Consider the following 14,706-nt stretch of genomic DNA (forward strand, 5'->3'; position numbering starts at 1 on the left):
GCATGAACAGGTTACTTTCTGTAAATGACAGCGGGCTCTACTGTAAACAGGGTGATTTCTATATTGATCCTTGGAAGCCTGTCAAAACTGCACTGATAAGCCACGGACATAGTGATCATATGCGATGGGGGATGCAGCATTATATTTGTCATCATCACACATTGCCTATTTTAAAGCTACGGTTGGGGACTGGAAATTCTAGTCAGGGAGTGGCTTATGGAGAGATATTCGAAATCAATGGTGTTAAAATATCCTTTCACCCCGCCGGTCATATTATTGGTTCATCTCAGATACGTTTGGAATTTCAGGATGAAGTTTGGCTTTTTACAGGCGATTACAAGATCGCAAAAGACGGCGTAAGCACACCTTATGAACTCGTGAAATGTGATCATTTTATAACAGAGAGTACATTTGGTCTCCCTATCTACCATTTCCAACCACCCGAGTTAATTTACAAGGACATTAATTCATGGTGGCGAGAGAATGCAGCAGAAGGCTATAATACGGTGTTATTAGCATATTCGCTCGGGAAGTCCCAAAATATTCTCGCACACATTGATCCATCAATTAGTGAAGTATATCTGCACGGAGCGGTGGCAAATACCAATAATGCGCTTGCCGAAATAGGCTATCACTTTCCAGGGAAATATATTAGCGCCGATATCGATCGATCAGCAGTGCGATCTGCTTTAATAGTAGCCCCGCCCTCCGCCACTGACACACCTTGGTTGAGGAAACTCAAGCCTTACCGTATTGCGATGTGCAGCGGTTGGATGCAACTTCGCGGCGCCCGCAGAAGAAAAGGTGTTGATAAAGGTTTTGCGCTGTCGGACCACTGCGATTGGGATCAATTGAATCAAGCTATTCGACAAACGGGTGCTAAACATGTATATGTAACACATGGCTATGAAAGCATTTTTTCGAAATGGGTAACGAATCATTATGGAATTCCTGCCTCTGTACTTAAAACGGTTTATAACGACGAGGAGGAGGAATCTGAAGTATGAGAAAATTTGTTGAGCTAATTGAGGCAATCGACAGCACGACCAAAACCAATCAGAAGGTTGATGCTATGCTGCGCTATTTGCAGGTAGCGGGTGAGGAGGACAAAGTTTTTGCAATAGCCATTTTAACTGGAAATAAACCTAGGAGACCGATTAAAACAACAGATCTTAGGCTTTGGGCTTCTGAAGTGTCGGACACCCCGTTATGGTTACTGGAAGAAAGTTATTATGTCGTTGGTGATTTAGCGGAAACCATCACCTTGATTGTCCCGCCGTCCAAAACGCAAATGGATTTTTCCTTAAAAGAGATTTTCGAAGACATTATTGTTTTACGAACGGACCAGCCAGCTGTACAGCAGGAGAAGATCCACTCGTATTGGTCAGCATTAAGCGGTAGTTCCCTTTTTGTTTTTAATAAATTCTTGACTGGCAATTTTAGGGTCGGTGTCTCTAAAAAATTAGTCGTGAAAGCGATAGCTAAGTATCTGAATTACGATGACGCAGTTATAGAACATCGGTTAATGGGAAAATGGAACCCGTTTGAAGAGACCATGGATACCTTATTTGCAGAAGAACATTTCGAAGGAAAGCACTTTTTGCCCTATCCATTCTATTTGGCCTATGCGTTAGAGGATGACCCTCAGGAGTTAGGCGATTTAAAAGATTGGATATTGGAAGCAAAGTTGGACGGTATCCGTGGACAACTGATCGTGCGTGAAGATGAAATATTTGTATGGAGTAGAGGAGAGGATCTGATGAACGAAAAGTTTGTTGAATTTCTAGCTCTTAAGGATATCTTGCCAAACGGTACCGTATTGGATGGAGAAGTAATCCCTTGGAAAAGTAATCGTCCGTTAGATTTTCAGCTCATGCAGACGCGCATTGGAAGGAAGAATCTTTCGAAGAAGATATTGGAAGACATACCGTTGGTAATGATCTGCTATGATGTATTGGAATGGCAAGGTAATGATATACGCGATTGGCCTTTAGTAAAGAGGCGACAGTTACTGGTGGAAATATTAGCTACGTATCCGGTAAACGGTATCCTTTTGCTATCCGAAGAAAAAATTTTTAATAATTGGGAAGAAGCGGAATTATATCGAAATCAAGCGCGACAATACTTTTCTGAAGGGCTCATGATTAAAAATAGAAATAGTCCTTATGAAGTCGGGAGAAAGCGCGGCAAATGGTGGAAATGGAAAACGGACGCAATGAGAATAGATGGTGTGCTGATCTATGCACAGTCGGGACATGGCAGACGAGCAAATTTGTTTACAGATTACACCTTCGCAGTCTGGGACAATGGCGCGTTGGTACCGTTTACAAAAGCGTATTCCGGACTTACCGACAAAGAGCTTATTACGATAGATAATTGGATTAAACGGAATACAATCGACAAGTTCGGCCCTGTCAGATCCGTCAAACCTGAACTCGTTTTTGAACTGGCCTTTGAGGGTATTAACCTCAGCAGCAGGCATAAATCCGGGGTCGCTTTACGGTTTCCCAGGATTGTACGGTGGCGTAGGGACAAGCCGGCATTGGAAGCAAATACAAAGGAAGATTTATTATATCTGATAAACGCTAAACATGAATCAACTCGCTGATGTTTGGTTTTTCAATCAAGGGTGGAAACCACATGCCTTTCAAAAAGAAGCCTGGAAAGTTATATCTAAGGGAAACTCGGGTTTGTTGAATGCGCCCACAGGTTTTGGTAAAACCTTTGGAATCTGGTTCGGTATATTGGACCATTATTATAACTATCCCCCGTTTCAGAGAAAAAAAACAAAAAAGACACAATTGCATGCCCTTTGGATCACTCCGTTGCGTGCTCTGTCTAAAGAAATCTATAAGGCTACGACGCAAGTAAGCGCGGATTTAGAACTGGATTACAAAATTGAATTGCGGACAGGGGATACCTCTACTAGCGATCGCCAAAAACAACGTAAAAATCCTCCTCAGGCGCTTATCACAACCCCCGAAAGCGTTCATCTGTTATTGGCGTCAAAGGGATCGACGGATTATTTTAAGCAACTTGAATTTGTGGTGGTAGACGAGTGGCATGAATTGCTCGGAAGTAAACGGGGCGTATTGATAGAATTGGCGCTTAGCCGATTAAAAGCAATTAACCCAACGTTGAAGATATGGGGAATCTCAGCGACGATCGGAAACCTTCCGGAAGCACAGCAGATTTTATTGGGGCAGCATCATAGGGGTGTGATGGTAAAAGCCAACTTGAAAAAGAATATACAGATTGAAACTATCCTTCCGGACAGTTTGGAAAAATTTCCTTGGGCGGGGCATCTTGGTGTGCGTCTTTTGGATAAGGTCGTGGATATTATTCGAAAATATCATTCCACGCTGATTTTTACCAATACACGGTCGCAGGCCGAAATATGGTACCAGCAGATTATTACATTCTATCCTGAATTTGCAGGATTGCTTGCTATACATCATGGGTCTTTATCCGACGAAATCCGCCTGTGGGTAGAAGATGCTTTGCATGAGGGGAAACTTAAAGCTGTTGTGTGTACCAGTAGCCTGGATTTGGGAGTGGATTTCAGACCGGTAGATTGTGTGATTCAAATCGGCTCCCCAAAAGGTGTTGCCAGGTTCCTGCAACGCGCCGGGCGGTCCGGACATCGTCCGGGTGAAACTTCCTATATTTATTACCTTCCAACGAATTCTTTAGAAATAATAGAAGGAGATTCACTAAAATACGCGGTGAAAGAAAATATTATCGAGCAGCGAATTCCTTATATCCGATCTTTCGATGTGCTCGTACAATATTTGATGACGCTCGCTGTAGGCGACGGATTTGACGCTGTACAATTATTTTCTGAATTAAAGGATACTCATTGCTTTGCCTCTATTTCTCAAGAAGAGTTTGATCAATGTATGGCCCTGTTGCTGTATGGAGGTACCGCACTTTCTGCCTATGATGATTTTCATCGCCTAGAATTGGTCGATAATCTTTACAAAGTAACTTCACGTAAACTGGCCTTACGGCATCGCCTAAGCATTGGAGCAATAGTATCTGACATAATGATGCGTGTTAAGTTTATGTCCGGAAAATACTTGGGTTCTATTGAAGAGTCCTTTATTTCCAAATTAAATAACGGTGATGTATTCTGGTTTTCGGGGCGGCAGCTGGAATTGATTCAGGTACGTGCTAATGACGCCATTGTCAAACCCTCGGAAAAGAAAAAAGGTGTCATCCCTTCTTGGATGGGCGGGCGTTTTGCCATCTCTCCTGATTTAGGAACGGCCATCCGTCATAGCTTCTCAAATATACATAATGATAAGATCTGTAGCCCCGAAATCGAGTTTCTTCGACCTTTATTTGCGGAGCAATCAAACCGTTCCATACTTCCGAAGGAAGACGAACTGCTCGCGGAGTACATGCAGACTAAATACGGATTTCATCTTTTCCTGTATCCCTTTGATGGAAAATTAGTACATGAAGGCATGGCTCAGGTAATTGCCTACCGATTAGGGAAAATAAAACCGGCAACCTTTAGTATTGCGACCAATGAATACGGCATAGAGTTGCTAACGGATACGGAATACGAAATAGATGTTCCATTTTTAATGGACTTATTGACACCGCGTAATCTACATGCCGATATTTCCTCCGGAATTAACGTGCAGGAGATGGCACGTCGGCGATTTAGGGATATAGCAGGTATAGCCGGTTTAGTATTTCAGGGCTATCCGGGCAAGCAGATGAAAAGCAAGCATCTTCAGGCTAATTCGGGATTATTCTTTTCTGTGTTTGAAGATTATGATCCGAATAATTTACTTTTGCGGGAAGCCTATGACGAGGTTTTTGACTTCCAGTTGGAAGAGGGGCGAATGCAGCAGGCATTCGAACGGATCGCGCACCATCGAATTGTGCTCGCAAAACCGATAAAACTGACGCCTTTTTCTTTTCCTATATTCTCGGAATCATTCCGAGAACGGTATAGCAATGAAGATTGGCAAAGTCGATTGGAAAAATTAAAAGGACAACTACTAGATGGCTAAAAAATTGACATTAAATACCCTCGAAATATTCCTATTGCCACAAAAGGCAGTCTATATACCCAAGTACGCGCTTCTTATCGTGTCGGACTGGCATCTCGGTAAATTAACACATTTCCGTAAAGAGGGACTTTTTGTTCCTCCTCCACAAATCCGGCATGAACTCGATCTGTTAGGTGAATTGATGCAAGAGGTGCCGACTAAAAAGGTGGTCTTCCTAGGCGATCTTTTTCACTCCGATTGGAATGCAGACTGGACTGAATTGGTTAATTACCTGAGCAATTTTCCACATATAGAGTTTGTACTCACCAAAGGTAACCACGATATATTACCGGATGAAATATGGCAAAAATCAACAGTAATCCAACAAAAAGATCTGCTAATATTAACCGAAGGTGTTGTTTTATCGCATGAGCCTATAGCGGATTTACCTGAGCATATGTTTAACCTGGTCGGGCACATCCATCCCGGATGTGTTATAGAAACAAAAGGACGACAAAGTTTTAGATTGCCCTGTTTTCATCTAAAAGATAAGCGGCTCGTACTTCCTGCCTTTGGAAAATATACCGGGCTGCACATTTTAGTCAAAGATGTCGATACACAGATTTTTGCTATTGTAAACGATGCGGTCATTGAAATTTAATGGATTTTTACCCTATAAGCAACAAGAGCCAACTAAATCAGTTGGCTCTTGAGTAGTAAAATATAGTAATTTATTAATGTGCGCTTAGGCTCTTTTTCTTTTCTTCGTCAAAATTAGCTTCTAACTCGGCTAATTTTTTCTTTCCGTAGGCCAGTCTAGTGATGACCACAAAAAGAACAGGTACGAAGAAAATAGCTAAGAATGTAGCGGCAGTCATACCACCGAATACTGTCCACCCAATAGTTTGACGCGATACAGCACCAGCGCCAGTTGAAAGCATCAAAGGAATGATACCTAATATGAATGCCAAAGATGTCATGATGATAGGTCTAAGCCGTAGTTTAACAGCATCGAGGGTAGCATCAATAAGGTTCATACCGATATCCACTCTTTCTTTAGCAAATTCGACGATTAAAATGGCATTTTTGGCTGCTAAACCGATGATAGTGACCAAACCAATTTGTGCGAATATATTATTATCAAGCTGCGGTAATAACGTTAACGCCAAAATGGCGCCAAATACACCCAAAGGCACAGATAACAGAATGGAAAACGGTACCGACCAACTTTCGTACAAGGATGCCAAAAGCAAGAATACAAATAAAATACACAATGCAAATATCTGTATTGTCTTCGATCCAGATTGCTTTTCCTGCAACGATAACCCGGAAAACTGATAATCATATCCATCCGGTAAATTTTCTGCCGCAACTTCTTCTAAGGCTTTCAGTGCATCTCCCGAGCTATAACCCGGAGCAGCACTTCCGCTAATCTCAATACTACGGAAAATATTGTAGTGATTGATAATCGATGGCATAGTGACAAGTTCATAGCTTACCAAAGATCCCATAGGAACAGGATTACCCTGTACGTTATTTACGTAGAGCTTATTGATGTCGTCTATATTCATACGGTACTGTACGTCCGCTTGCGTTACTACACGGAAGTTACGTCCGTATTTGGTGAAATCATTGACATAGCTACTTCCTAAATAGGAGGATATGGTAGCATAAATACTGGAGATAGGCACACCCATACGTTTGGCCTGTTCTCGGTTGACTTCTAATTTGTAGTTAGGGGAGTTAGAGTTAAATAGGGTATATGCCATCCCTAGTTCGGGGCGCTGATTGGCTGCCATTAGGAATTTACCAACGGTGGCTTCGAATTCTTTGATATCTACGGTTTGTAAATCTTGCAGTAACATTGAGAAACCACCAGAAGTACCTAGACCGGGAATGGCGGGAGGTGTTACCGCTAGAATACGCGCTTTAGGATATTGACTAAATTTACCCATGATCGCTCCGGTAATTTCACCGGCAGTACGTTTACGTTCGTTCCAATGTTTTAGTGAAACGAATAGGGTCGCACCGTTAGGCTTGAAAGCACGGTTTAGAATATTAATACCTGATATTGCAGTGATGTAATTTATTTCAGGAAAATCTTTTCGAAGTTCTGTTTCGAGCTCAGTCAACACCGAGTCGGTCCGGCTAGAGGATGATCCTTCCGGTAATGTGACGCCTGCGAAAAACATTCCTCCATCCTCAGATGGAATAAAACCTGTGGGTTTGATCTGAAACATCCAACCGGTACCTATAAAAATACATAAAAGAAGAATAAGCGCAAGGGGAGCAGCTTTGATCGCTTTCTTAACACCTTTGGAATATCTGTACGTGACCTTATCAAACCAAAGGTTAAATTTGTAGAAAAACTTATTCAATCCCCTGGATTCCTTTTTTACGCTGGTCGGTTTCAATAGCAAAGAACATAGTGCCGGCGTTAATGAAAGGGCGATAAAGGCTGACAACATCACAGAAACGGCAATGGTAATTGCAAATTGCTGATACAACTGACCGACCATGCCCGGTATAAAACCAACCGGTACAAATACGGCTGCCAGTATTAAGGCGATGGCAATAACGGGAGCCGTAATGTCTTTCATCGCCCGTACTGTAGCTTCCTTAGCACTCAGCTTATAGTGATCTATATAATGCTGAACAGCCTCCACGACGACAATGGCATCATCCACTACAATACCAATAGCTAATACGAAGGCCAGCATGGTTAGGTTATTGATGGAGAAACCAAATAAAGTAAAGAAAATGAAGGTACCGACTATGGATACGGGTATAGCCAATACAGGGATAAGTGTTGCTCGCCAGCTTTGTAGGAAGAAAAATACAACTATGGTAACGAGAATAAGAGCTTCGATCAACGTGTGTATCACCGACTCGATAGATGCATTGACGACAGATACGGTTTCATATCCGACGACGTATTCAACATCCTGTGGAAACGACTCTTGTAATTTGTCGAGGGTCGCATAGATGCCTTCTGCTGTTTGTACTGCATTACCCCCTGGTGTCTGATTGATCATCATACCAGTAGAGGTCATGCCGTTTACTTTTGTACTGGTTCCGTAACTAAATTGACCTAATTCGACGCGGGCTACGTCTTTTAACAATACAATGGAGCCATCTATGTTGGTTTTTACCACGATATTTTCAAAATCGTCTACATCGGATAGGTCGCTATCGGTGATTACCGGATATTCGAATACGGTACTGGATTCCTGTGGCCGTCCACCAACACTACCGCCCGGTACACGTATATTTTGCTCGCCAATTGCTGTGGAGATATCCGCAGGGGACATATTCAGATTTGCCAATTTGTTGGCATCAAGCCATACACGCATAGAGAAGGGTTGTCCAAATGCTGTTACATCTCCTACACCCGTTACGCGCATTAAGGCGTCTTTCACGTAAAGGTTGGCATAATTAGAAAGAAATTTATCATCGCGCGTGCCTTTGGGCGACACCAAAGAGACGAGCATTAAAATGTCTGTATTAGCCTTACGTGTTGTAACGCCTAACCGGCGCACCGCTTCGGGTAAAGATGGTTCGGCAATACCTACACGATTTTGTACGTCTAAGGTGGCAATGTCTATATCTGTTCCTACTTCAAAGGTCACCGTAATTTGTGATTGACCATTGGATGTACTATTGGACGACATGTAGATCATGCCGGGTGTACCGTTGATCTGACTCTCTATGGGCGTAGTAACAGTCTGCTCGACAGTCTGCGCATCGGCACCTGTATAGTTTGCCGTTACGGTTACCGTGGGAGGGGCGATAGATGGATATTGACTAATCGGCAGCGTCGTAATGGATATCAATCCGAGCACGGAGATCAGGATAGATATCACGATCGCTGTGACCGGTCTTCTTATGAATACTTCTGAAATCATTATTTTTTAATTTGGATGCTAGCAAATACTATTTTTTGTTTTCTGTATTGTCTGTTATTTTAGCGCCAGGTCTTAGCGTTGTAGTGCCATCTACTACGATCTTTTGGCCTATTTCTAAGCCTTGCGTGATAACCACTTTTTCGCCTATTTTGTTACCTAACACGACTTGTTTAAGTTCTACTTTACTACTGTCGTTTACGGTGTACACGTTGAAAGTACCCAACTGTTCAAAAATAGCTTTATACGGAATTACAAGCTCTTCAGTTACAGACCGGCTTTGTACATTAAGGGTTGCATTCATACCCGCACGTAATAAATTATTGCCATTTGCAAAGGAAGCTCTTACTTTTAACGTTCCGGTTTGACTATCCACGGCCCGATCAATAGTCGAGATTTTTCCTGGAGAGTCGTATTTCGTTCCGTCGGGTAGGGTGACGTATATTTCCGTATTTGCGCTGCCTGTTTGCAGTTTGGTGAATTCGGTAATATCTTTCTCACTGATCGGAAATTCTACCGCTATCGGATTAGTCGAACTAATGGTATTCAGCAAGGTTGTTCCCGCACTGACCAACGCACCGTTACGTACCTGAGAAATACCAACGCTACCTGAGAAAGGCGCTATAATAACCGAACGTTGCAAATTGGTACGTGCTGTGGTTAGTGCCGCTTCGGCAGCTTGTACCTGTGCTTTCTGGTTGTTAACGTCGGTGAAGGCGTAGTCCAAAGTTTGTTTTGCAATAGCATCTTGATCGGACAAGGTCTGATAACGTTGCAAATCCTTCTGTACTCTTTCGAGATTAGCCTTAGCTATCTCCAGATTCGCTTTGGCTTGATCCACAGCGGCTTGATAACGCACACGATCGATTTCGTATAATCGTTGTCCTTTATTTACGTATGATCCATCACTTACGTAAATATTGGTGATATAACCCGTTACTTCTGCGCGGATTTCCGTTTCCTGCAAAGGCACTACATTGGCCGGATAATTACGTGTACCGGAGACGATTTCTTTTTGGACAACCGCAGTACTTACAGGCACAGCCATCTCTCCTTGCTGTGTTGGCGTACCTTTTTGTTCATTGGATCCACAAGATTGCCAAAGTAATCCTGAACTAATAAGTAAAGACGTAAATAATAGATTCTTATTCATTGTATGGTGTATTTCTTGTTGAGGTTTAACGTTTTAATTTATTGTATTAACAGTGCCTAATGCTTTTTGGATATCCAGTTTGCTGGATAGCACAGCATACAGCACATTGAGGTAATTTAATTGTGCAGTCTTTAAATCCGTTTCTGCTGTCATAAGTTCAAGATAAGTCTTTACTCCTGCATCATACTGTAATTTGATGGTATTGTACACTTCTTCGGAGAGGTCCATATTTTCTCTTGCATTGCGCCACTCGTTCATATTGGCTCTGTAAGACGCCATGGCGGCAGAGTATTCTGTGCTGATCTGGTTCTCTAAATTTTCCATATCTAGCTTTAGACGCTCTTCCTGTAATTGAGATTTTTTAATTTCCTGTACACGTTTGGTTCCTTGAAAAATAGGGATCGTTAAATTTAATCCTATGGTCGAAGCAGGAAAATTGTTAGAGTACAAATTGGTGAAACCATCATTACGGTAATTTAATCCATAGTTGCCATATGCACTCAAACGTGGTAAATAATTCCATTTTTGATATTGTGTATTTAATCGTTGGATTTCCTGAAGGGTTTGTAATTGTTGGAATTCCACACGCTTAGCTACCTGGAGCAATTCTGTCGTATCCAATAGGATATTGGATTCCATATTCTGATTGGTAAAAGAGAGCGTGATTTGCTCATCTTGCGGCATGCTGAGCAACAATTTTATGTAGTCGTATTTATACTTACGCATTTCCTTGGCGGATTTTAATTCAGCATTGGCATTGTTAAGGGAAATCTGTGCTCGTTTGAAATCAGTTTTATCGACTAATCCCGTTTCATAACGCGCCTTTGCTTCGCTATATTGCCGCTGTAAGCGGAGGATATTTTCGTCAATAATGTTAATCTGCTCCTCGCTGGTCAGAATATCATAATAAGCTTTACTGATATCTACAACAGTGTTAATTTTAGTGTCTTCTACATTGAGGTTATTCTGCTGACGGACATAACGTGCAGCCTTTGATGCCTGAAACAGTTCCGGACTCAAAATTGCTTGATCAGCCTGGAAAGTTAAAGCACTGTTGTTGGCCTGTCCCATACGAATATTCTGCCCCCCGATATTGGCGATAGGTACTATAATGTTATGGCTTAAACTACCCGTAGCACTGATTTGAGGAAACCAACCTGAGAGAGCGGACGCGATTTCTCTTTCTCCAATTTCTTGATCAATTCCAGCTTGCTTTAATTCGATTTTATTGCGCAGTGCGTAGTCGATAAGTTCGTCTAAGCTAGCATTGCTGTTCAACCCATTTTGCTGTGCGGTCTGGCTATGTACTCCGGTGGTGGTAGCTACTGCTAAAAATACAAAAGCAATTAGAGGCTTAAAGTTAAAATTCATATATATATAATGTGTTTTTAAGTTATCATTGCCTGCCTACCGCAGGCAATATTGTCATGTTTTGTCCGTTTTTTTTATGCACTCAGGTTACTGCGTGATCATGTGTTGATAGTTGTCTGTTTTAATTTGCATCAATGAACTCTTTACATTCCGCTTTGGAGACTTGAACATTCAATTAATCCTGTTGTTTTACACCGTTCCAAATTATTTCTATCATTTCATTTAAATTATCGTCTGTAAATTCTAAAGGGCCATAGATGATTTTTTTTGCAAACGAGGTTGCAACTCCTAAACATGAAGAGGTTAAGATATGGATGTTAATGGAGCGTAATTCCGCCATACGCATACCCTCGTATAAAAAGGCCATAATATTATTTTCCTCATTCAATTGTTTTTCCCATGAATTTTTTGACATCTCTAAGTAAGGCGAATTATGAAATTGCTCCATAAAACTAAACATGTCTGTATTTTCGAGGTAGAAGACACAAAACTTCTGCATTACAATAAAAAAGCGGGATTTGTAGCTGAGACTGGAATCCCATTCCGCAAATATGTATGCATTTATTTTTCGTTTACAGTAGCAAAACAATTCGATAATCAATTTGTCTTTCGAGGGAAAATAATGATATATCGTACCAATAGCTACATCGGACTTTTTTGCGATTTGGCTCATCGGTGTTCCATGGAAACCATTTTCACAGATTAACTCCAATGTGCTTTTAAATATAACCTCTATTTTTTCTGTCAATTGAACGTTCATTCGGTTACAAAAGTAATTATCTTAAATTGTTTTTAATGTCAAATTATTGTTATATAATAAACGATTTTTAAACGATCAATAATTAGAGACGCTGTCTACAGGGAATACAGTAAAATCTTGTGTTAATAAATTGTTAAGTTTTATGAAAAGGCTTGACGGGTGTATTTTTTACACTTATCTTTGTGGTATCATAATTTAGGTTTATAATTGGTTAGTAAAGGTTTTCATTCTCCCCGTTTGAAAACCTTTTTTATTTTAAAGACGCCTGTGTATATTCCGTAGACACCGAGAACTTTCGCATAACTGTTGCAGTTACTAGCTAATCACGTAAGTTATTATATATCGCAGCGCTTCAACGCTTGTTTTACTTCTTCGTGGTGATAAATACTATCACCCTTACCGAAATTAGTCGTGATATAAGTGAGTATATAAGCAATATCTAGCTCAGTTAATTTTGGATTTGCCGGCATTTGATTTTTGTAAGTTTTTCCGTGGACGAGAATACTTTCCTTCATGCCATAACGTACAATGCAGCTTAGTTTTGCGCGATTTTGCTCGAAGAATTCATGGTCAGTAAGGGGAGGATAGAGTTGTGCCAGGCCTTCGCCTTTGGTACCATGGCAATTTTGGCAATGACTCACATACAGCTTTTTTCCATTGACAGCATATTGAGCAGTCTGGATACTGATATTCGATTGGCATGATGATAAATACAGAAGAAGTATTACCAACATGCCAATAAATGTTAAAATGATCTTATGCGAACTATTCATACACCTTCAGAAGGATATCGATGTCCTTTAGCAATTGTGAAACTTGTTCATCATTGGTACCCTCGTATGCACCACGTACATGTTTATTATGATCTACGAGTACCAGGTATCCGGAGTGGTCATATCCACCCGGTACGGTAGAATCTTCCTTTGTGTATACAAAATATTGATCAGCTAAGCTGTAGATATCTGCTTTGCTTCCTGTTACGAATTGCCATTGCTCGTTATCCACGCCCAGATTTGTTGCATATTCTTTTAAAACGTGTGGTTGATCATACTTAAAGTCGATACTGTGCGACAAAAACGAAATTCGCTCATCGTTTTTATATTTCTCGTATGCTTTTAGCAAATTGCGTTGCATGGTCGGACAAATGCTTGGGCAATGTGTAAAAAAGAAATTAGCGACATATATTTTTTGATCAAAATTTTTGTCGCTGATCAGCACACTGTCCTGATTTAGCAGAGAGAACGCCGGAATACTATGGTAGATGGTATCTGTCACCGTCTTGCCGTCAACTTCTTTTTGTACGGCGTCCCGTTGTCCAATAATGGGAAGGGTATTGGAATTTGACTGACAAGCCGTGAAAGCAATGCAGACCATCATTCCAATGAAAAATAATTTATGCATGGCTTTCTATTTGATGACGGATAGTTTTTTACTGCTTTCGGTCGATACATCTTCAAATTGTTTTTTCATTGTGCGGATCTTTTCAACTTCTGCTTTTTGATAATCTATATCCGTACTATCCGGATTATAATCTTTCATCCAGGTCATCATATTATCTGTTGCATCTTCAAGATTACTCTTTAATGTAGTTAATTCACCCTTCAATGCAGCGGTATCGATTAGTGAGTTTGTCTTTTTTATCTCGGAAAGATTGGCCAATAGGGAGTCAATTTTCACCGTATTTCTATCGAACAATGCGATCTGAGGCATAATCTCATCATGAATAGCGATAGCTTCTTCCGTTAATTTTTGATCGACTACTTTAGTTTTTGTAGAATTTTGCTGGCATGACGCCAATACTAAACTTGCTCCAAGAGCAATAAAAAATGACTTTTTCATATGTATATAATTTTCATGAGCTCCCAAGCTCGGTTGTATATTTTAACTATTTATATTTATTTGTGTGTGACTATTCCTGATTCTTTTTTGAAATTGCGTGTATCAGAATAATTAATTGTCTTCCTAATGCGGTTGAGATAAATTTCGTTTTGGAATCGGGAAAGTTAAGTCTCTGATATATATTTCATTATAGGATACTGCGATCAATGCACCATCAGTGTCATAGACATTGGTTTTAAAAGTTTTGACCACCTTACCACAATTTCGTATCGTCGTAAACGCTTCTTTTATATCATTATCCGCTAAGCGGACTGAAAATCCCAAGTTCATTTTTCCGGGTTTTCGGTACTCTATTTTTGCGGATTTCAACCAAGCTACGGTCTTTTTGAGACCATTTGCCTGAAAAATCTGATCTAGCAGAATAGGATATAGCGGATCTAAAGCAGAAAAAATAGTGCCGCCAAAGACGGTGCGATTAGAGTTAATATTTAAAAAGCTTTTGTAAATCTTAACCTCTATGCCACGAAAGCCTTCTTCCACTTTCTTGATCCATATTCTCTGGAATAAAAAAGGAGGATAGGTTCTTAATATCCATTTAAGTGATGTGGGCGAAAATTTCATGATACAAAAGTACGACTTTCAAAAGTTTTTAAGGAGAAGCTTTGCATTAATTAA

12 protein-coding genes are annotated in these 14,706 nt (G+C 40.7%); 4 read left to right on the plus strand and 8 right to left on the minus strand.

The genetic code is table 11. The features are described 5' to 3' along the window. Positions 1–2 precede the first annotated feature (2 nt). The 4 genes from C4F40_RS17775 to pdeM are packed head-to-tail and all read left to right on the plus strand — an operon-like array spanning position 3 to position 5,667. On the plus strand, positions 3–1,007 hold the full coding sequence (locus tag C4F40_RS17775) for a ligase-associated DNA damage response exonuclease (RefSeq protein WP_196940757.1): 1,005 nt from the start codon (positions 3–5) through the stop codon (positions 1,005–1,007). Further along, a complete protein-coding gene (locus C4F40_RS17780; RefSeq protein WP_196940758.1) occupies positions 1,004–2,608 on the plus strand; it encodes an ATP-dependent DNA ligase in 1,605 nt (534 codons plus the stop codon). The genes C4F40_RS17775 and C4F40_RS17780 overlap by 4 nt, the downstream gene beginning before the upstream one ends. Next, a complete protein-coding gene (locus C4F40_RS17785; RefSeq protein WP_196940759.1) occupies positions 2,592–5,027 on the plus strand; it encodes a ligase-associated DNA damage response DEXH box helicase in 2,436 nt (811 codons plus the stop codon). Before C4F40_RS17780 ends, C4F40_RS17785 begins: the two co-directional genes overlap by 17 nt. Beyond that, a complete protein-coding gene (gene pdeM, locus C4F40_RS17790) occupies positions 5,020–5,667 on the plus strand; it encodes a ligase-associated DNA damage response endonuclease PdeM (protein WP_196940760.1) in 648 nt (215 codons plus the stop codon). Before C4F40_RS17785 ends, pdeM begins: the two co-directional genes overlap by 8 nt. 73 nt (positions 5,668–5,740) lie before the next feature. On the opposite strand, the gene C4F40_RS17795 is transcribed toward pdeM, so the two are convergent. The 8 genes from C4F40_RS17795 to C4F40_RS17830 all read right to left on the minus strand — a co-directional run bounded on the left by C4F40_RS17795 (position 5,741) and on the right by C4F40_RS17830 (position 14,652). Next, positions 5,741–8,911 carry an efflux RND transporter permease subunit gene (locus tag C4F40_RS17795; protein WP_196940761.1) on the minus strand — a complete coding sequence of 1,057 codons (3,171 nt, stop codon included), beginning with the start codon at positions 8,909–8,911 and terminating at the stop codon, positions 5,741–5,743. A 28-nt stretch (positions 8,912–8,939) separates the two neighbouring features. Continuing rightward, positions 8,940–10,061: an efflux RND transporter periplasmic adaptor subunit gene (locus C4F40_RS17800; protein WP_196940762.1), complete on the minus strand. Its 1,122-nt coding sequence runs from the start codon at positions 10,059–10,061 to the stop codon at positions 8,940–8,942. A 33-nt stretch (positions 10,062–10,094) separates the two neighbouring features. Next, positions 10,095–11,432, minus strand: coding sequence for a TolC family protein (locus C4F40_RS17805; protein WP_196940763.1), 1,338 nt, complete (start codon positions 11,430–11,432; stop codon positions 10,095–10,097). A gap of 175 nt (positions 11,433–11,607) precedes the next feature. Further along, on the minus strand, positions 11,608–12,192 hold the full coding sequence (locus C4F40_RS17810) for a TetR/AcrR family transcriptional regulator (protein ID WP_196940764.1): 585 nt from the start codon (positions 12,190–12,192) through the stop codon (positions 11,608–11,610). 335 nt (positions 12,193–12,527) lie between these two features. Continuing rightward, a complete protein-coding gene (locus C4F40_RS17815; protein WP_231390118.1) occupies positions 12,528–12,926 on the minus strand; it encodes a c-type cytochrome in 399 nt (132 codons plus the stop codon). A 31-nt stretch (positions 12,927–12,957) separates the two neighbouring features. Next, on the minus strand, positions 12,958–13,593 hold the full coding sequence (locus tag C4F40_RS17820; protein WP_196940766.1) for an SCO family protein: 636 nt from the start codon (positions 13,591–13,593) through the stop codon (positions 12,958–12,960). A 6-nt stretch (positions 13,594–13,599) separates the two neighbouring features. After that, positions 13,600–14,031 carry a transposase gene (locus C4F40_RS17825; protein WP_196940767.1) on the minus strand — a complete coding sequence of 144 codons (432 nt, stop codon included), beginning with the start codon at positions 14,029–14,031 and terminating at the stop codon, positions 13,600–13,602. Between the two features lie 123 nt (positions 14,032–14,154). Continuing rightward, positions 14,155–14,652 (minus strand): DUF4442 domain-containing protein, encoded by a 498-nt coding sequence (locus C4F40_RS17830; protein ID WP_196940768.1) that lies wholly within the window; start codon positions 14,650–14,652, stop codon positions 14,155–14,157. Positions 14,653–14,706: the final 54 nt, after the last annotated feature.

Source organism: Sphingobacterium pedocola (genome assembly GCF_015209965.1).
GTDB lineage: Bacteria > Bacteroidota > Bacteroidia > Sphingobacteriales > Sphingobacteriaceae > Sphingobacterium > Sphingobacterium pedocola.